Raw genomic sequence first — 19,494 nt, forward strand, 5'->3', positions numbered from 1 at the left:
TCGAGTAGTTTTCCTTATTATCTGAATGGTACATGAACAATTTTGGACAGTTTTCGAAGCAATCGTTTGCGTATGCTCCGCCGCCGAAAAATTGCAGGCCCGCTGCGTGGCCGGTCAAGCCCGGTGAGCGATTTGCTCCGTTTCCGCGCAACACACCCGATTCCTGCCTTCGCGCTTCGCACGATAAAGCGCCATGTCCGCCTGATGCGACAGCGCATGCACGGACGGCGGGCGCGCGCGATGGCCGGTCGCGCAGCCGATGCTGACGGTGAAGGCCGGAACGGTTTCCGCAAACCCGTCGAGCCGGTTGCGTTCGACTTCGCGGCGAATCGCCTCCGCCACCTGCGCGGCGCCGCTTTCGTCCGTATCCGGCAGCACCGCGACGAACTCCTCGCCGCCGTAGCGCGCGGCGAGATCGCCGCGCCGCCGCGTGTGCGCGCGGATGCATTCGGCGAGAAAGCGCAGTGCCGTGTCGCCCACCGCATGACCGTGCCGGTCGTTGTACTGCTTGAAGTGGTCGGCATCGATGAACAGGATCGACAGGCTGCCGTTGTTGCCCCGCTGCAGCCGTTCCCATTCGTCGCCCAGCGCGATATCGAGTGCGCGGCGGTTGCACAGGCCCGTCAGCGGATCGGTCCGGGTGAGGTCCGTGAGCAGCGTCTGCTTGCGCAGGTTGTCGCGCAGCGCAAACGCGAGCAGCCAGACCACCGCGCAGAAGAGCGCGCTGATCACGGTGGCGGACACGCCTACCGTCCACGACAGGCGCGTGATGCTCGCCAGCACGTCGCGCTCGGCCGGCGCGACGACGGCGATCAGCGGCGTGCCCGGCACCCGTTGGTACGTATACAGCCGCACGGTGCCGTCGATGACCGAACGAGCGGGGTAGAAGCCCGATTCGCTGTGCACCATCCGGTCGAAGGCTTTCGAGCGGCGCAGGTGGTTCATCTGGTTGTCGTTCAACGACGGATTTCTCGCGAGGATCGTGCCGTCCGCGCGCAGGATCGCGCTGACCCCGTTCGGCCCGACATCGAGACCGGCCAGGAGCTGCTCGAAATAGGCGATGTCGAGGGCGACCACCGCGATGCCGTTGAACGTATGATCCGGCCGGTCGATGCGCCGCGACAGCGCGATCGATTCCTTGCCGCCGCGCGAGCGTGCGCGATAGGCCTCGGACACGTAGAGGCCGACGTTGTCGGCATCGCGATGGACCTTGAAGTAGTCGCGATCGCTGAAATCCCAACGATGGGTCGTGCCGCAGCATCCGTCGATCAACCGGCCGTGCCGGTCGGTCACGCCCATGCCGGTCACGTATTGCGCGGCGGTGCGCTCGAACAGCAGATCGTGCCGCAGCCCGGCATCCATGCGTCGCACCGCGGGGTTGCCGAGATCGGACGCGAGCGCGACCAGCGCGTCGTTCGACGTTTCGACGGTGCGCGCGATCTGGCTCACCAGTACGGCGGCGACGTTGCGCGACGTCTCGTGCGCGTGGTCGATCACTTCGCTGCGCCCGACCCACAGTGTCGCCGCGCTGATCCCGAGCGCCGCCAGCGACATCAACGTGCCCAGTGCCCCGACGACAAGATGGTTGCGTCCTGCCCAGTCGGCGATTTTCTCGATCGAGGTGGTTGCGGCCATGCTCGTGCTCGTATGGGATGCCGGCGGCAGTGGGGCCGGCGCGGGTCAAACCTGGGTTAACGGCACGGTTAACAGAAAATCGAGGCCCGCAGGGCCGCCCGCGGGCGCGAGCGATCGCGCACGGGGGCGCAAACGTGTGCGAGCCCGCCTGGCCGGTCCTGCAAAGCCCTGCATCGGGCGTTCGCCGTGCGCGGAACGATGTGCGGCGACACGCGCCGATACCCCGTCGATTGATAACCCATCGACATCAATCCTTCCAAAAATTGCACTTATCGTTTGCCTGGCGACGAGCGAACATGCCGGAAAACGACAATCGATCCACCCTCCCGCGTATTTCCGGATTTTCAGGAGACACCCCGATGCACCCCTCGTCCAGCCTTCCGAACGAGCGTTCGAAGGCCGCTGCAGTTTTCCGCGTCACCGCCGGGAATTTTCTCGAGCAGTTCGACTTCTTCCTGTTCGGCTTCTACGCCACGCAAATCGCCAACGTTTTCTTTCCCGCGCAAAGCGAGTTTGCATCGCTGATGATGACCTTCGCCGTGTTCGGCGCCGGCTTCCTGATGCGGCCGCTGGGCGCCATCGTGCTGGGCGCGTATATCGACGACGTCGGCCGCCGCAAGGGCCTGATCGTCACGCTGTCCATCATGGCGAGCGGCACCATCCTGATCGCGTTCGTGCCGGGCTACGCGACGATCGGCCTGCTGGCGCCCGCGCTCGTGCTGCTCGGTCGGCTGCTGCAGGGCTTCTCCGCCGGCGCGGAACTGGGCGGCGTATCGGTCTATCTCGCCGAGCTGGCCACGCCCGGCCGCAAGGGCTTCTTCACGAGCTGGCAGTCCGCCAGCCAGCAGGTCGCGATCGTCGTTGCCGCGGGCCTCGGCTTTGCGCTCAACCAATGGCTGAGCGCGTCGGCCATCGCCGCATGGGGATGGCGCGTGCCGTTCTTCGTCGGCTGCATGATCGTGCCGTTCATCTTCATGCTGCGCCGTAACCTGGAGGAAACCCAGGAGTTCAAGGCGCGCAAGCATCGCCCGGGCATGAAGGAAGTGTTCGGTACGCTGGTGCAGAACTGGGGCGTCGTGGTGGCCGGCATGATGCTGGTCGCGATGACCACCACGAGCTTCTATCTGATCACGGTCTACGCGCCGACTTTCGGCAAGACGGTGCTGCACCTGAGCACCGCCGACAGCCTGCTCGTGACGCTCTGCGTCGGCGTGTCGAACTTCGTGTGGCTGCCGATCGGCGGCGCGCTGTCCGACCGGATCGGCCGCCGGCCGCTGCTGGTCGGCATGACGGTGCTCACCGTCGTGACGGCCTACCCGGCGCTGTCGTTGCTTGCTCACGCGCCGTCGTTCGTCAACATGCTGCTCGTCCTCCTGTGGCTCTCGTTCATGTACGGGATCTACAACGGGGCGATGGTCGTGGCGCTCACGGAGGTGATGCCGGTGCAGGTGCGCGTCGCAGGCTTCTCGCTCGCGTACAGCCTCGCGACCGCCGTGTTTGGAGGTTTCACGCCCGCGATCTCGACCGCGCTCATTCACGCGACGGGCGACAAGGCCGCACCGGGCTACTGGATGAGCTTTGCCGCCGTGTGCGCGCTGCTCGCGACGTTCGCACTCTATCGTCGCCGCACGGCGACGCTGACGCCCGCGCATTGAAGCCCGGTCCATCCGGAATGCTTGCCAACACCTACGAATCCGCACGACCACGACCACGATCATGAGAAACCTGCTCCCGAAATTTTGCGCGGCCGCGCTCGTTCTTGCCACGGCAGTGGCTGCCAACGTGCAGGCCGCCGAACTGCACGTGATGAGCTCGGGCGGCTTCACCGCCGCCTACAAGCTGCTCGGCCCCCGGTTCGCGTCCAACACGGGTAACACGCTCGCTACCGCGCTCGGCCCGTCGATGGGCAAGTCGCCCGAAGCGATTCCGAACCGGCTCGCGCGCGGCGAGCCCGCCGACGCCGTCATCATGGTCGGCTATGCGCTGGACGACCTGATCAAGCAGGGCAAGGTCATCCCCGGATCGCGCGTCGAGCTGGCCGACTCGCGCATCGGCGTGGTCGTGCGCGACGGCTCGGCGAAACCCGACGTCGGTTCCCCCGAAGGGCTCAAGCAGGCGCTGCTGCACGCGAAGTCGATCGCCTACTCGGACAGCGCGAGCGGCGTGTATATCGAACGCGAGCTGTTCAGGAAGCTCGGCATCGAGGACCAGGTGAAGTCGAAGGCGAAGATGATTCCGCGGATTCCGGTGGCATCGGTCGTCGCGAACGGCGACTACGAAATCGGCTTCCAGCAGGTGAGCGAGCTGCTGCCGGTCAAGGGCGCGACCTTCGTCGGCAAGATTCCGGAATCGCTGCAGTCGGTCACGCGCTTCGCGGCCGGCATCCCTGTCGGCGCGCAGCATCCGGCGGAAGCGAAGGCGCTGCTCGACTATCTCGCGTCGCCCGACGTGCAGGCCGACGTGAAATCGACCGGGCTGGATTCCGTCCCCGCTCACTGAGCCTGATCGACGGGAAGGTTTGCGTCATACCGCCTTCCCGTCACCGCCACCGTCGCCGCCGGCATCCGCGGCGGCACGGTCCGCATCGACCCCGTCCGGGGATCCCGGCCCTCCTGCAGCGAGCCGCTGCGCAAGACGCGCGCGATCGCATGCGCCTTCCCACATCGACACGAAGATCACCGCGCACGCGTTGCTGATCACGCTCGTCAGTGCGCGCGCCTCGGACATGAAACGATCGATGCCGACCAATAGTGCGACACCGGCGACGGGCAGGTCGGGCATGACGACGAGCGTGGCGACCAGCGCAACCAGCCCGCTCCCGGAAACGCCGGCCGCGCCCTTGGACGTGAGCAGCATGATGGCGAGCATCACGGCGATCTGCGACGCGGAAAGCGGCACGTCGCACGCCTGCGCGATGAACAAGGCAGCGAGCGTCAGATAGATCGCGGTGCCGTCCAGGTTGAACGAATAACCCGCCGGCAGCACGAGCCCCACGACGCCCTTGTCGCAACCGAGCGATTCCAGCTTGACGATCAGGCGTGGCAGAACGGGCTCCGAAGAGGACGTCGCGAGGACGATGAGCAACTCTTCGCGCAGGTAGCGCAAGAGTCGCCACAGTGCGAAGCCGTGCAGCCGCGCGAGCGGGGCGAGCACCAGTGCGACGAACAGCCCGCAGGCCACGTAGAAGGACAGCATCAGCTTCGCGAGCGAGCCGATCGAGCCGATTCCGAAGCGGCCCACCGTGAAGGCCATCGCGCCGAATGCGCCGAGCGGCGCGAGCCGCATGATCATTGCGAGCACGCGAAAGACGACCTGGGCGACACCGTCGATCAGTGCAAGAACGGGCCGCCCGGCCCGCGGGTGTGCGTTCAGCGAAAAGCCGAACAGCAGCGACAGCAGCAGCACCGGCAACACCTCGCCTTTCTCGAACGCGCCGAGCATCGTATCGGGGATCACGCTCAGCCCGAACGCGACGAGCCCGTGCGGTTGCGCGTCCTTCACGTACGGCGCGAGGATGCGCGAATCGAGATGGTGGACGTCGATGTGCATGCCGGCGCCCGGTTGCAACACGAACGCGGTGATGAGCCCGATGGCGAGCGCGACGGCGGTGAGCAGATAGAAGAGCGCGAGCGCCCGCACGATCGTGCGGCCGATTGCCTGCCCGTTCGCCAGCGACGTGATGCCCGAGACGATCGTGCAGAACACGATCGGCGCGATGGTCATCCTCACGAGGCCGACGAACGCGTCGCTGAGCGGTTTGAACATCGCGCCTGCGTCCGGCCATACGTGACCGACGGTCACGCCGAGCAGCATCGCGAGCAGGACCTGCACGTAGAGCGATTTGAGCAGCCTGGCCAACCTCACGGAACGGTCTTCCTTCGTGTCTCTTGTGTCGTTGTCACACCGATGCATCGCCGTTCGCGATGCCATCACGCTTCGCGTCGACGATCATCCGGTGAAATGCTTCGGCGGCCGGCGTGAGCGGCCGTCCGCGCCGCTTGACGATGCCCACGCGGCGTTTGACGACCGGCTCGACGAGCGGCACGCTCGTGAGAATCGGATGGTCGTGCCCGGGCATCGCCATCGAGGGCACCGCGGCGACGCCGAGCCCCGCCTCGATCAAGCCGAGCAGGGTCGTCACGTGGCGCGCTTCGCACACGCTGGGCCCCCGCGGCGCCACGGCGGCCAGCGCCTGGTCGAGCAACAGACGGTTCCCGGAAGTCTTGTCCACCGACACGTAATCGTGCTCGTACAGTTCGTTCCAGGTGACGCGCTTCTTGCGCGCGAGCGGATGGTCGCGGCGACAGGCTGCGACGAACCGCTCCTGGAGCAACATCTTGAACTCGATGTCGGATTCCTGGCTGCCCATGAAGCTCACGCCGAAATCGGCTTCACCGCTGATGACCGCGCCCAGCACCTCGTTCGCGCTCGCGTCCAGCAGCTTGACCCGGATGCGCGGAAAGCGCTGATGATAGCGCGCGATGATGGCCGGCAGAAAGTAGTAGGCAACCGAGGGCACGCACGCGATGGTCACATGGCCGAGGCGGCTCGACGACACGTCGCGAATGCCGAGCAGCGCCGCATCGAGATCGTCGAGCAGCTGTTCCGCGCTCTGGGCGAACACGCGGCCGACCGTGGTGAGCGCGACGCGACGCGTGGTGCGCTCGAACAGGCGCACGCCGAGCGCTTCCTCGAGCTTGTCGATCCGGCGGCTCAACGCGGGCTGGGAAATGCTGACCGATTCCGCGGCCTTTCGGAAACTGCCCGTTTCCACGACCGCGCGAAACGCCTGCAAGTCGTTCAAGTCGAAGTTGATCCCCACGGGCGCGTCTCCCCATCTCAGATGGGGCGTATTTTGCATGATTTCGCCGGGCGGCCGCATCGGCGCGGCACGTATCCGCGCAACCCTCGATCGCAGCCGCGTGCGTGAGCGTGCGGCCTGGCCGTCGATCTGCTGCGCGTCGATGCCGATGGGGGCGTCGAGGCCGCGGGCGTTACGGCGCAAGCAGGCCGCGTGCGGCCAGATTGGCATACAGCGCGCGCACGCCGAAGGTCCACGGCGCGATCTCGGTGCACAGCCGCACGGTGTTGACGAGTGCGCCGAGCGCGGGCGTGGAGATCGTGACGCGGTCGCCCAGGTGATGCGTGAATCCGCCGCCGGGCGCGTCGCGATCCTGGATCGGCGAAAACATCGTGCCGAGGAACAGCATGAAGCCGTCCGGATACTGGTGATGCGCGCCGCAGGTTTGCGCGACGAGGTCGGCCGGGTCGCGGCTGATCTCGCGCATGTGGCTGATGCCGTCGAGGACGAAGCCGTCGTCCGCGCCTTCGACGTGCAGCGACACGCTGGCCTGCCGTACATCGTCCAGCGTGAAGCCGCCATCGAACAGCCGCACGAACGGGCCGATCGCGCACGAGCCGTTGTTGTCCTTGCACTTGCCGAGCAGCAGCGCCGAGCGGCCTTCGATGTCGCGCAGGTTCACGTCGTTGCCGAGCGTCGCGCCCACCGGCCTGGCGTCGCTGGAAACCGCGAGCACGATCTCCGGTTCGGGGTTGTTCCATACCGATACCGGCAGCAGCCCCACGTCCGCGCCGAAGCCCACCGCCGACATCGGCTGCGCCTTCGAGAACACCTCGGCATCGGGGCCGATGCCGACTTCCATGTATTGCGACCACGCGCCGCGGCGCTCGAGTTCCGCCTTCAGCCGCATCGCGGCGTCCGAGCCCGGCACGATCTTCGACAGATCGGTGCCGATGGTGGCCGCGATGGTCGCGCGCACGTCCGCTGCCTTCACGGGATCGCCGCCGGCCTGTTCCTCGATCACGCGCTCGATCAGGCTGACGGCGAAGGTGACGCCGCATGCCTTGACGGCCTGCACGTCGCACGGCGCGAGCAGGCGGGTCGCGCCGCGCGTGCCGTCGAGCGCCGCCTGCAGCAGCGGCTCGACGCGGCCGAGCGATTCGCCGGGCGCCGTGCGGGCGATGGCGGCCGCGTCGGGGCGGTCGAACAGGTCCGCGGTGGTCGGTACGGTGCGCGTGATGTCGATCACTTCGCCGTCGCGCACGGCAACGACGCTCGGGCCCGCATGGGCGCCGTCGTGCCGCCACACACGGCCGATCAGCAGCGCTTGCGCCAGGTCGTGCGGCAGGCAGTCGGAAACGGAAAGAGTACGCATGGTCAGCTCGGCAAGGGTCGTGGACAGGGAGGGTCAGTGCGAATGGCGCGGGTTGCCGCGTTGTTCGATCACCTTCAGGTACAGCGTGGCGGGCTCGAGGCAGCCGCCGGTGGACAGCTGGCCGACGAACTGGCGATAGAGTGCCTGCCACGGCGTTTGCGCCTGCGGCACCGTGAAGCTCGCCGTCTCGCGACGGCGCGCGAGTTCATCCTCGTCCACGAGCACGTCGACGCTGCGGCGGTTCAGATCCACGCGAATGCGGTCGTTCGTGCGCAGCAGCGCCAGGCCGCCGCCGACCGCCGCCTCGGGCGACACGTTCAGGATCGACGGGCTGGCCGACGTACCGCTCTGGCGCCCGTCGCCCATGCAGGGCAGCGAGGTCACGCCGCGCTTCACGAGTTCGGCCGGCGGCGCCATGTTGACGACTTCCGCGCTGCCCGGGTAGCCGACCGTGCCGCAGCCGCGAATCACGAGGATGCAGCGCTCGTCGATGTGCAGCGCGGGATCGTTGATGCGCGCGTGGTAGTCCTCGGGGCCTTCGAACACGATCGCGCGGGCCTCGAACGTGTTCTCCGCGCCCGGCTCGGCCAGATAGGTCCGGCGGAACGCTTCACCGACCACCGACATCTTCATGATCGCGCTGTCGAAGAAGTTGCCCGACAGCACCATGAAGCCCGCGCCATGCTTGAGCGGTGCGTCGGGCGTGCGGATCACGTCGCGGTCGGCGTCGGGCGCGGTGTCGGCGATTTCGCCGATCGCGCGCCCGGAAACGGTCGCGCAGTCGCGCCGCAGCAGGCCGGCCGCATCGAGCTGGCGCAGTACCGCCGGCACGCCGCCGGCGCGGTGGAAGCTCTCGCCGAGGTACTCGCCGGCCGGCATGCAGTTGACGAGCAGCGGCACGGCCTCGCCGAGGCGCTGCCAGTCGTCCAGGCCCAGTTCGACGCCCATGTGGCGCGCGATCGCGATCAGGTGCGGCGGGCAGTTGGTCGATGCGCCGAGCGCGGACGCGACGACGATCGCATTCTCGAACGCCGCGCGCGTCATGATCGCCGACGGGCGCACGTCTTCGCGCACGAGCTCGACCGCGCGCTTGCCGGTCGCGTACGCCATCTGGCCGCGCTCGCGGTACGCGGCGGGGATGCTCGCGCAGCCCGGCAACGACATGCCGAGCGCCTCGGCCAGGCTGTTCATCGACAGCGCGGTGCCCATGGTGTTGCAATGGCCGATCGACGGCGACGAAGCCGTGGTCAGCTGCATGAAGCCTTCATAGTCGATCTCGCCGGCGGCGAGCAGGTTGCGCGCATGCCAGATCACCGTGCCCGAGCCGACGCGCTTGCCGTCGTGCCAGCCGTCGAGCATCGGCCCGCCCGACAGCACGATCGCCGGCATGTCGACGGTCGCGGCCGCCATCAGGCAGGCGGGCGTGGTCTTGTCGCAGCCGGTCGTCAGCACCACGCCGTCCAGCGGAAAGCCGTGCAGCACTTCCACCAGCCCGAGGTACGCGAGGTTGCGGTCGAGCGCGGCGGTCGGCCGGCGGCTTTGCTCGGCCAGCGGATGCACGGGGAATTCCATCGGAATGCCGCCCGCATCGCGGATGCCCGCCTTCGTGCGCTCGGCCAGTTCGATGTGGTGGCGGTTGCACGGCGCGAGGTCGCTGCCCGTCTGCGCAATGCCGATCACGGGGCGGCCCGACTGCAACTCCTCGCGCGTCAACCCGTAGTTCATGAAGCGCTCGACATAGAGCGCGGTCATGTCGGCATGCGCGGGATCGTCGAACCATTCCTGGCTGCGCAGGCGGCGAGGGGTGTGTGACATGGCGGGCTGTCTCCGAAGGGGCTTTTCGTTCTGGCGCACCGGATAGTTACCGGTAACATCGGATGGATGTTAGCACGGGTTTTTTGTACGGAGGAAGGGAGTGTCGTGCGCGACGGGTGGCGCGAGGGCAGGGAGCGGGGCGTCGTTGCGTGCATCGCGACCCGCCGACGCGCCGCCCCGCCCCGATCGTCAGCGCATCACGCGCTTTCGCGCGCGACGATCGTATAGTCGATGCGGATGCTTTGCGGCTCGATGCGCTCGCCGCCGTCGCGCGCCTGCAGCGCGGCCAGCAACGCTTCGCCCGTGCGTCGCCCGATGCCGTACGCGTCGACCGACACGGTCGTGATGGCCGGGTGGCAGCATGAGGCCACTTCGAAATTCCCGAATCCGGCCACGGCCATGTCCGCGGGCACGGACAGCCCGCGCCGGTGGCATTCCATGATCGCGCCGAACGCGGACATGTCGCTCACGCACATCACCGCATCGGTATCCGGCCATTGTTCGAGCAGGGCGGCCATCGCGGGCCCGCCATGGCCCATCGTGATCGGCGATTCGCCCAGCCGCACGATGCGCGGCTCACCGAGTTTCAGCGCCTTGATCTCCGCCTGGTATCCCTTGAGCCGGTCGAGGCCGCGCCGATCCAGCTCGCTCGCGCCGCCCAGGAAACCGATGCGCCGGTAGCCGCGCTCGGCCAGGTGGCGCACCATCGCCCGGGCGGCGCGTACGTTCGAGAAGCCGACGGCGGTGTCGATCGGATGCGTGGGCAGGTCCCACATCTCGACCACGGGAATAGCCGAGCGTTCGAGCACCTTGCGTGTCGCATCGGTGTGCTGCGCCCCCGTCAGCGCGATGCAGCGCGGCTGGTGCCGCAACATCGAGCGCACGAGCCGTTCCTCGCGTTCGAGATCGTAGTCGGTGTCGCCGAGCAGCAGCTGGAGACCTTCGGGTTCGAGCGCGTCGGTCAGGCCGCGCACGGTGTCGGAGAAGTTGGAGCTCGACAGCGACGGCACCAGCACCGCGACGAATTCCGACCGTCCCGACGACAGCGCGCCCGCGGCCGCGTCCGCCACGTAGCCAAGCTGATCGATCGCCGCGCAGACCCGCGCGCGCGTCTCGGCGGCCACGCTGTGGCCGGCGAGCACGCGCGACACCGTCATCTTCGATACGCCGGCGAGGCGGGCTACGTCGGACATGCGGGGCGGCCCGGCAGGCCGGACGGCGGTGGGACTGGGCATCGGAATCGCGATCGGACGAAAGCTGGAAAGGCTACATCATACCGGTGCCGCATCCGCGTTCATGCGTGCCGCGCCGCTCCGTCGCGGCGATGCGCGCACTAGGGAAACCACGCGTTCGCCGGCCCTTGTACGCGCCGGTTGACGCGTGCTACCTTCCGGTTCGTTACCGGTATCACTGCGTCGATTGCTCCCCGCTGCCTCGTCGGCGTTTTTTTTGCCACGAAATGTTATCGGTAACATCGATGTGTCGAAGAACCCGCCGGTACGAAGAAGACCTACACAATCAGGAGACAGACCGATGCCATCCATTACGCAGGCCGCTGCCGCCCCGGCCGCGGCCGATTCATCCGACGACGCCCTGTATCGCAAGGTGATGCGGCGCATCCTGCCGTTGCTGCTGCTCTGTTACGTCGTGGCCTACCTGGATCGCGTGAACGTGGGCTTTGCGAAGCTGCAGATGCTCGACGACCTGAGCTTGAGCGACGGCGTCTATGCGCTCGGCGCCAGCATTTTCTTCTGGGGCTATTTCCTGTTCGAGATGCCCAGCAACCTGTTGCTGCACCGCTACGGCGCGCGCTTCTGGATCGCGCGGATCATGGTCACGTGGGGCATCGTGTCGTCGTCGATGGCGTTCATCGTGCCGCTCGCGCAGTTCTTCCACGTGCAGACGTCCACGATGTTCTACGCGCTGCGCTTCCTGCTGGGCCTGTGCGAAGCCGGCTTCTTTCCGGGCGTGATCCTGTACATGAACTACTGGTTCCCGGCGCGCCGCCAGAGCGTGGCCATGTCGGGCTTCCTGGTCGCGATCCCGCTGAGCCTGACGCTCGGCAGCGTGGTGTCAGGCTGGCTGATGGAGCACACGCACGGCCTGTCGGGCATGAGCGGCTGGCAATGGATGCTGCTGCTCGAAGGGCTGCCGTCGATCGTGGTGGCGTTCATCGTGCTCGCGTGCCTCGGCGACGGCCCGCAATCGGCGAAGTGGCTGTCCGGCGACGAAAAGGCGCGGCTGGCGCGCAACCTCGAAACCGAAGCCGCGCACAAATCGCACAGCATCGGCGCCGCGCTGCGCAGCCCGCGCGTCTGGCTGCTCACCTTCATCCTGCTCACGTTCAATACCGGCTTCTACGGGCTGGCGTTCTGGCTGCCGTCGATCATTCGCGCGTCGGGCGTGCAGAGCCCGCTGCATATCGGTGTCCTGACCGCCATTCCGTACCTGACGGCGATCTTCGCGATGGTGTGGAACGCGTCGCACTCGCGCAAGACCGGCGAGCGCCGCCTGCACGCGGCGATTCCCGCGCTGATCGGCGGGGTCGGCCTGATCGCGAGCGCGGCGTTGGCGCACAACGTTGCGATGTCGATCGTATTCCTGACTATTGCGACTTGCGGCATCCTCGCGCTGATGCCGATCTACTGGACCTTTCCGGGGCAGATCCTCTCCGGCACGGCCGCGGCGGCCGGCATTGCGCTGATCAACTCGGTGGGCAACCTGTCCGGGTTCACGGGCTCGATGATCACCGGCGTCGCCAAGCAGATGACCGGCGACATCAACAACGGCACCTATGCACTGGGCGCGTGCCTGCTGGTCAGCTGCGTGCTGATCGCGGCGATTCCGCGCGACATCCTGCAGCCGCCGGCAGGGCGGTAGGGCGTTCGGCCGATGTGACGGTCGGCCGGGGCCGGGCATCGCGTTGCCCGGCGTCGGATGTCTCACGGCACGTGGATCGTCACAAGCGAGACTTTCGGCAGAAACAGGATCTCTCGTGAGTTCGCTCGACCATCACACGCGGCATGACGGGTACCTCGAGCCACGGACGCTTGGCGCAATACCCGGCTGTCTCGTCGACGGCCGTCATGCGTCCTCCAGTGCGCGGCGCACCTTGTTTCCGAGCGTGCGCAACCGGTCGACAGGTTCGTTCGAGAACACGAAACGGACATACTGCTCGCCGTGTGCGACGCCCCATCCGGTCATCGCCGTCGCACATACGCCGCGGCTCAGCAACCGCTCCGACATCTGCGATCCGGTCAGGCCGAAGTCGGAGACACGCAGCAGCATCGACCAGCCGCCCGCCGGCATGCCGAACGGGAGCCCCGACAGTTCGGCGGCGATCGTGTCCCGCCGCTTTTCGAGTTCGCTCACGTAGCCGGGCAGATCGGACGCCGAATGTTCGAGCGCAACCGCCGCAGCCTCCTGGGCAATGCCGACCGGTACCACGACATTGGCGAGCGACACGGCCACCAGATCGGGAATCAGCCATTCCGGCGCGACGATCCAGCCTACCCGCCAGCCAATCATGCGGAGCTCTTTCGACGCCGCGCCGACGGTCACCGTCCGCTCGGCCATGCCGGGCAGGCCGGCGGGATGGATGACCGTGCGTCCATCGAACAGCAGCCGCTCCATCGCACTGTCGAGGATCAGCAGCAGATCGTTCCGTACACACAGGCTCGCGATCAGTTGCCAGTCGGACGCGTCGAAGACACCGCCCGAAGGCATCGACGGAGACATCAGCAGCATGACCCGCGTTTTCGGACCGATTGCCGCCCGCAGCGCGGCCTGGTCCAGCTTCCATTCGCCGCCCGGCGTGAAGGCGAACGGGACTTGCCGCGGCACGCCGCCCGCCAGGCGGACGCGGTTCAGCAGGCCCGCGTAGGTCGGATCGGTGACGATCACTTCGTCGCCGGTCTCGACGGTGGCAAGCAGCGTGTTCAGAATGCCGGAGAGCCCGCCCGCCGACACCACCACCTGGTCGGCCGTAAAGCGCTGCCCCGAAAGCGCTGACACGTGGGCGGCGGCGCTTGCACGCAGCCGATCCTGACCGACGAATGGCAAATAGGAGTTGGCCGAGTCTCGCTCGATTGCCTCTCGGGTGAAGGCGAGCGCCTCTGCAGTGGGCGGGATGTCGGTATCGAGATTTTCGAGTCGCAACAGGTCGACGTCGGCATGATCGGCGATCGAACCCATGCGATCGACCCCGATGCCGGCAATGTGCTGCAGACGCGCAGGACGGTGGTGGCGCATCGAGCCTCCGGTTTTGTTACAATTTAATAGATAATATATGCATGGTGGTCGGAATGGATTTCGGAGTCAAGGAAGATCGCTCGCTGGCTGATCGGATCGCTGGCGCATTGGCGGATCGAATCATCTCGGGCGTCATCGCGCCGGGGGAGTGGCTGCGTCAGGACCACATCGCCGCCGAATTCGGCGCGAGCCATGTGCCGGTACGCGAGGCGTTCAGACGGCTGGAAGCGCAAGGGCTGGCCGTGGTGGAGCCGCGAAGGGGCGTGCGGGCGGCGCCGCTCGAGCCGGCGGACGTGCTTGAGATGGCAAAGATGCGCGCTGCTTTCGAGGCGCTGGCGCTGCGCGAGGCGATTCCCGCTCTCGACTCACGTGCGCTGGAGGAGCTCGACGCGATCCTCGATCAGGAGTCGGCGGCGCGTGGCATCGCCGTGCTCGCGACGCTGAACCTCAGGTTTCATCGCGCATTGACCGCGCGGTGCGGGATGCCGCGGCTCATCGACGCAATCGGCGACATGCATCGGGCCAGCTCACGGCATCTGTACGCGACGTGGCAGCAACTCGACTGGCAGCATCGCTCGAACGACGAGCATCGGAACATCGTTCGGGCGATACGCGACGGCGATGTGGATGCAGCGTGTGCGGCGCTGTCCGCGCATATTCTGGCTGCGGGCGACGCGCTGGCTCAGGCGTTGCGTAGCCGGTAGGCGCGCGGGGGCAAGCTGGCGTCGTCAAGGGGGCCAAAAGGCTCGGTTTTGGAATGGCTGGTGTTTTCTTCGGGGTGGGGGCAGTCGAATGCGTCGGGTGGCATTCGGCCAAGAAGGGACCTTCGACATCGGCGCATAGATCGTCGACAATTCGCCGGAGAACCTCGGAACTCGCCTGCATAATCTAACTCGTACAAGGACCGGTAATGAGTTTTGACATCATCGCCATTAAACCAACGAATCTCGATGCGGAAAGTCTGAACGCCGTTCGCGAAGTAAGCCCTTTGGGCGATGCCGAGTCCGTCCGGAGAATCTTTGAAGCCAAGTTCCCGGGAGCTACAACCGGCCTGTTCGTGAATCGCGAGGAATATAGTCTGGAAGTCACCCTGGCGAATGACCCGGTGGGTTCCGCGCATCTCGCTCTGCGCTCTGGTCAGGCATGGTCAACATCATCTCGCGACCAGTTTATTGAGCGTCTCGGTGAACTTTGTCGTCACCTCCAGTGTGTGGCTTTCGCCGTGTCAGATAATTCTCGGCTGGCTCCTTGAATCCACCGAAATTGCAAAATGAACGACCGGATTGGAGAAGGGTGAAGGGCAGTTCGGGGTCGCAAGGTGGCAGTCCAAGAAACCGCACGGACGTGCCATGGACCGCGAGATTCGCCGCGCGATTGCGGCGCCCGGTCCTTACGCAAACACTGCGCGGTGCTGCGCCGAAGCCGGCGCGAGCAGTGCACCGCCGTTAGCGTCGACGTCGTTTACCTGAAACGCCGCAGCCGAGCGTTGCAGGTTCATCGCCTGCTCCTTCAGCGATTGCGCCGCTACTGCCGCCTGCTCGACGAGCGCCGCGTTCTGCTGCGTCATGCTGTCCATCTGCGTGACCGTGAGATTCACCTGATCGATGCCGGCGCTCTGTTCCGCAGCGGCCGCCGCGATCTCCTGCAGGACACCTGTCACACGCATGATCGCGTCGCGCGCTTCGTCGATCGTCGAGCCGGTATTTTCGACGAGCGTCGCACCACTGCCGACGCTGCCCACCGCATGGCCGATCAACTCGCGAATTTCCTTCGCCGCGGTCGCGCTACGCTGAGCGAGGCTGCGCACCTCGCTCGCGACGACAGCGAAGCCGCGGCCCTGCTCGCCCGCGCGTGCCGCTTCGACCGCCGCATTCAGCGCGAGGATGTTGGTCTGAAACGCGATACCCTCGATCGTCGCGATGATCTCGACCATGCGGCCCGATTCATTCGAGATACCCTTCATCGCCGCGATGGCCTGCGTGATCATGTCGCCGCCGCGGTTCGCGATTTTCGTGGCGCCGGCCGCAAGCTCGCTGGCGGTGCGCGCGTTGTCCGCAGTCTGACGGACCATCGCCGTCATCTGCTCCATACTCGACGCAGTTTCCTGCAATGACGCCGCCTGGCTCTCGGTGCGCGACGACAGGTCCGCATTGCCGTTCGCGATCTCGTTCGCGCTGCACGCGACGTTGTCGGAAGCATGCTTGATCTGACAGATAGTGCTGGTCAGCGCGTCACGCATTCGCCGCATCACGTGCAGCAGGCTCGACGTGTCGCCGTCGCGCGTATGGATCGTCACGGTCAGGTCGCCCAATGCGATCGCTTCCGCCACATTCGCCGCATAGGCCGGATCGCCGCCGACCGTACGTGCGATACTGCGGTTCGTCACCGCGACGAGCGCCACGAGTACTGCTGACACTGCCAGGAAGATCCCGCCGATCAGCCACAGCGACGCCATGAACGCAGCGTCGATGTCATCGACATAGGCGCCGGTTGCAATGATCCAGTCCCACGGCGCATAGCGCACCACGTAGCCGATCTTGCCGACCGCCTGCGCCGGCACCGCGCCCGGATGCGGGAACACGTAGTCGACGAAGCCGCCGTCCGGCGCCTGTGCAGCCGACGCGAACGCCGCGTAGTGGTGACGACCGTCGGCATCCGCGCTGCCTGAAAGATCCTTGCCTTCGAGCGCCGGCTTGATCGGATGCATCACCATCTGCGGCTTCGAGTTGATCACGAGGAAATAGCCGTCTTCGCCGTAGCGGACGCCGCGCAGCCGTTCGAGTGCCTGCTTGCGGGCATCGGCCTCCGGCAGCGCGCCGCTTTGGGCCAGCGCCGCATACTCCGTCACGATGCCGAGCCCGACGTGCGCGATGTTCGTGAGGTCGTGCTTACGTTCCTCGATCCGCGTCTCGCGCGACTGCCACGCCGCTGATACGGACACGGCGAGCAACGCGACGAGGCTGATGATCAGCGGCAACCACAGCTTCTGCTTAAAACTGAGCTTGTGCATCCCGAGTCCTTGAGCAAACGAGTGGAAACCGCGCAGGCCCATGCGAAGTGGCAGGTGAATGGGCGCATCGAATGGGGCCTGCTGGCTGTCCGGCGACCGTCCAGGTGGTTCCTCCTCGCGTTATCGGCTGATGCGAGTGAAAGTTTTGTCCTGTGAAACCCTCGGTTACCACCTTGCCAACGCATATCGGAGGGCTCTTGTGCGCCGGTTCCCGCCAAGCGTCATCGGGCACTAGCCGGCCATCGACAGCCGTAGTCAATCACTCTCAAGCAGCCATTCGAACATCGGCTGTACCTTGCCAAGGGACACACGCGTGCCAATCGTATCCGTCGCGGCACGCCATGAGCAGACAAACGGCAGCGTGTACCTTAGACTCTTGCCGCAATGACCATTGAGTGGCTGGAGGCTTCGTCGACGAGAGCATCCGGGAGACGCATCCGGTTCAGGGACGACATCGCCTTTGTCCATCTGATCAGCATCCGAGCGAGTCCCGAAAGGTTGGGCAACCGTATGGAAGTGTTGCTGCGGCAAAGCCGCTCGGCCGACGCGGTGAAGCCTGTGAACGTTAGGAATATCTAAGGATGCTGTATGGCGACCAAGCTGTCATTTGAAGTTCTCGAAGTTTTGGATGCAATTGACCGGACCGGTACATTCGCCGATGCGGCCGAGTTGTTGCATAGAGTTCCGTCGACACTCACTTACCTCGTGCAAAAGCTGGAAAGCGACATGGATGTCGAGCTGTTCGATCGCAGCGGCAGACGGGCGAGACTCACGGAAGCGGGTCGTGCTGTTGTGGAAGACGGGCGTCGACTTTTAGACGCGGCTCGACGCCTGGAGGTCAAAGCAAAAGGTATTCGAGACAGTTGGGAATCGGAGCTTCGACTGTGCGTCGATGCAATCTTGCCGATCCAGTCCTTATGGCCGTATGTCCATGCCTTCTACGACCTGGAGATGAATACCCAGCTAAGTCTTTCCACCGAGGTGCTTGGGGGCGTGTGGGATGCCCTGGTTACGCGGCGTGCCGATCTCGCGATAGGGGCGTTCGGCGAGCCGCCGCATGCCGCCAATATTGCGGCCCGGCCAATCGGAACCCTCCGGCACGTTTTTGTCGTGGCGCCGGACCATCCACTCGCCCGCATGCCCGAGCCGTTGGAGAGCGAAACGATCGCAAGATATCGGGGTGTCGTCATCAGTGACACTTCTCGCGAACTGCAACCGCAATCTGTGGCCACCCGTGACGGACAGCCTCTGATCATCGTGCCGACGCTCGCAGCTAAACTGCAAGCACTGTGCGAAGGTATCGCTGTCGGGATGCTGCCCGATCTCGTAGCGAAAGAACCGATACACGAAGGCAGGCTGGTCGCGCGTCGCATCGTGGGGGTGCGCGAGTTCACGAATGGCTACCTCGCTTGGCGCGAGGACAAGGTAGGGAACGCTTTGAACTGGTGGATTGCGCAACTGGACAGCGCCGATCTGCTTGAACGGCTCCTGACGCCGCGTCAAGAGAGTAAAGGGCAGCCTGGGGCTCCCGCTTGCGCAGTCCGTTACCAAAGCGCGGAGTTACAGCCCATCAGTGCTACTGTCTGATGACCTTCGCCGGTGCATGCAGTTGGACATTCGAAGGTCAGCTTGGCACTGAACCTTGCTCCAACGGCGGTAGTGGATCGATTGATCGCATGTCCTCCACGAAACAATCGACAGCTTGGAACTATACTGGGCAACCTGGAGGCTTCAATGACCGATCACGACAGACTGCATCCACTACGTCCGCTCCTGAAAAATTGGGTTTGGGAGCATGGTCGAATCGGGACTCGCTATCTCGACTGCGTAGATGGCGAAATCAGGTTTGACGAGGGCAAGAAGTCGCATTTCGCGGCCGAGAAATATATCTATGTGCCCCTTGGAAAGGGCGCTGAAGACGATGCATCTGCGGAGGGGCCTGCGATCCATGAGGCTGGACTTGCCCGGTTTTTGCGGGCCGCGCAGTTGGGTACGCCGGAGGAAGCCGGTTCCGTAGCGGATGTCCAGCGCGCCGTGCAGGACTGCGTGGAGATTGGCCTGTTCAGCGCATATCAATGGGAGGCTCGCAAGGCGTTTGCCCGATACGCGCAGGAACCCATGTTCGATGACGAGATACGCGCGGCGGTTGTCGATGACATCCGGCGTATTTACGCCGGCATGCGGGAGCAACTGGCGCTGTACGATTTCAGTGTGCTTCACGGCTTGCCCATGCCGCTGCTTATCGGCGACACGCCCTTCATCGACTGGCGCGTGCGTGCCAGTCCGGCACTTCCGTTTGTATCGCTCCCGCTGGGACCTTACTGCCTGCTGGTGGGCGCGCCGTCAGGCAGGAAAAGCCGAATCGCCCCGGTCGTCTGGAAGGCCGCTGCCGCGATGGGCCCGTTGAAGGACCACAACCGCCAAATCGAGGAGCAGGCACGTCTGTGGCTGGTAGCGACCACGGATGACCAACTCGTCGCTGCGCAAAGCCGCATTGCCGCGGCCAGCGGCTCCAGGCAAGGGAATGAGAAACCCTGACCGAAGTTGACCTTGAGCAGATCGTCGGCGGTGGCTGAGTGATGAGCGGTGGTCCGTTGCCTCGTTGGG

The 19,494-nt window shown here is 65.6% G+C and carries 15 protein-coding genes; 7 read left to right on the forward strand and 8 right to left on the reverse strand.

Features of this window, described 5'->3' with window-relative positions; genetic code table 11:
- Positions 1–114 precede the first annotated feature (114 nt).
- A complete protein-coding gene (locus C5O79_RS14515) occupies positions 115–1,635 on the reverse strand; it encodes a sensor domain-containing diguanylate cyclase (RefSeq protein ID WP_131931420.1) in 1,521 nt (506 codons plus the stop codon).
- A gap of 359 nt (positions 1,636–1,994) precedes the next feature.
- Between C5O79_RS14515 and C5O79_RS14520 the strand changes: the two genes are divergently transcribed.
- Positions 1,995–3,290, forward strand: a complete 1,296-nt coding sequence (locus C5O79_RS14520; protein WP_039356098.1) for an MFS transporter — start codon at positions 1,995–1,997, stop codon at positions 3,288–3,290.
- A gap of 61 nt (positions 3,291–3,351) precedes the next feature.
- Positions 3,352–4,134: a substrate-binding domain-containing protein gene (locus C5O79_RS14525; protein ID WP_039356100.1), complete on the forward strand. Its 783-nt coding sequence runs from the start codon at positions 3,352–3,354 to the stop codon at positions 4,132–4,134.
- Positions 4,135–4,158: 24 nt separating this feature from the next.
- On the opposite strand, the gene dctA is transcribed toward C5O79_RS14525, so the two are convergent.
- From dctA to C5O79_RS14550, 5 genes are all read right to left on the reverse strand, one after another.
- Positions 4,159–5,499 (reverse strand): C4-dicarboxylate transporter DctA, encoded by a 1,341-nt coding sequence (gene dctA, locus C5O79_RS14530; RefSeq protein WP_046546504.1) that lies wholly within the window; start codon positions 5,497–5,499, stop codon positions 4,159–4,161.
- 34 nt (positions 5,500–5,533) lie between these two features.
- A complete protein-coding gene (locus C5O79_RS14535; protein ID WP_046547301.1) occupies positions 5,534–6,457 on the reverse strand; it encodes a LysR family transcriptional regulator in 924 nt (307 codons plus the stop codon).
- Between the two features lie 172 nt (positions 6,458–6,629).
- Positions 6,630–7,811, reverse strand: a complete 1,182-nt coding sequence (locus C5O79_RS14540) for a fumarylacetoacetate hydrolase family protein (protein WP_122478647.1) — start codon at positions 7,809–7,811, stop codon at positions 6,630–6,632.
- A gap of 33 nt (positions 7,812–7,844) precedes the next feature.
- The gene (locus C5O79_RS14545; protein ID WP_046546506.1) at positions 7,845–9,626 is read right to left on the reverse strand and encodes an IlvD/Edd family dehydratase; all 1,782 of its coding nucleotides are present in this window, start codon (positions 9,624–9,626) and stop codon (positions 7,845–7,847) included.
- Positions 9,627–9,823: 197 nt separating this feature from the next.
- Positions 9,824–10,861 carry a LacI family DNA-binding transcriptional regulator gene (locus C5O79_RS14550; RefSeq protein ID WP_174242182.1) on the reverse strand — a complete coding sequence of 346 codons (1,038 nt, stop codon included), beginning with the start codon at positions 10,859–10,861 and terminating at the stop codon, positions 9,824–9,826.
- 298 nt (positions 10,862–11,159) lie between these two features.
- On the opposite strand from C5O79_RS14550, the gene C5O79_RS14555 reads away from it, so the two are divergent.
- Positions 11,160–12,506, forward strand: coding sequence for an MFS transporter (locus tag C5O79_RS14555; protein ID WP_122478652.1), 1,347 nt, complete (start codon positions 11,160–11,162; stop codon positions 12,504–12,506).
- A 204-nt stretch (positions 12,507–12,710) separates the two neighbouring features.
- Here the strand turns inward: C5O79_RS14555 and C5O79_RS14560 are convergent, their stop codons facing one another.
- Complete coding sequence (locus C5O79_RS14560; protein WP_122478655.1) at positions 12,711–13,877, reverse strand: pyridoxal phosphate-dependent aminotransferase; 1,167 nt, start codon at positions 13,875–13,877, stop codon at positions 12,711–12,713.
- 53 nt (positions 13,878–13,930) lie between these two features.
- Here C5O79_RS14560 and C5O79_RS14565 point away from each other — a divergent pair, with 53 nt between their 5' ends.
- The gene (locus C5O79_RS14565) at positions 13,931–14,581 is read left to right on the forward strand and encodes a GntR family transcriptional regulator (RefSeq protein ID WP_226148369.1); all 651 of its coding nucleotides are present in this window, start codon (positions 13,931–13,933) and stop codon (positions 14,579–14,581) included.
- A 206-nt stretch (positions 14,582–14,787) separates the two neighbouring features.
- A complete protein-coding gene (locus tag C5O79_RS14570) occupies positions 14,788–15,129 on the forward strand; it encodes a hypothetical protein (protein ID WP_124615767.1) in 342 nt (113 codons plus the stop codon).
- 138 nt (positions 15,130–15,267) lie between these two features.
- Here the strand turns inward: C5O79_RS14570 and C5O79_RS14575 are convergent, their stop codons facing one another.
- Positions 15,268–16,887, reverse strand: a complete 1,620-nt coding sequence (locus C5O79_RS14575) for a methyl-accepting chemotaxis protein (protein ID WP_122479089.1) — start codon at positions 16,885–16,887, stop codon at positions 15,268–15,270.
- A 588-nt stretch (positions 16,888–17,475) separates the two neighbouring features.
- On the opposite strand from C5O79_RS14575, the gene C5O79_RS14580 reads away from it, so the two are divergent.
- Both C5O79_RS14580 and C5O79_RS14585 read left to right on the forward strand, forming a co-directional pair.
- Positions 17,476–18,474: a LysR family transcriptional regulator gene (locus tag C5O79_RS14580; RefSeq protein ID WP_046546513.1), complete on the forward strand. Its 999-nt coding sequence runs from the start codon at positions 17,476–17,478 to the stop codon at positions 18,472–18,474.
- Positions 18,475–18,621: 147 nt separating this feature from the next.
- On the forward strand, positions 18,622–19,425 hold the full coding sequence (locus tag C5O79_RS14585; protein ID WP_122478659.1) for a hypothetical protein: 804 nt from the start codon (positions 18,622–18,624) through the stop codon (positions 19,423–19,425).
- Positions 19,426–19,494 lie beyond the last annotated feature (69 nt).

It is taken from the genome of Burkholderia sp. SRS-25 (assembly GCF_004343765.1).
GTDB classification, from domain to species: domain Bacteria; phylum Pseudomonadota; class Gammaproteobacteria; order Burkholderiales; family Burkholderiaceae; genus Burkholderia; species Burkholderia contaminans.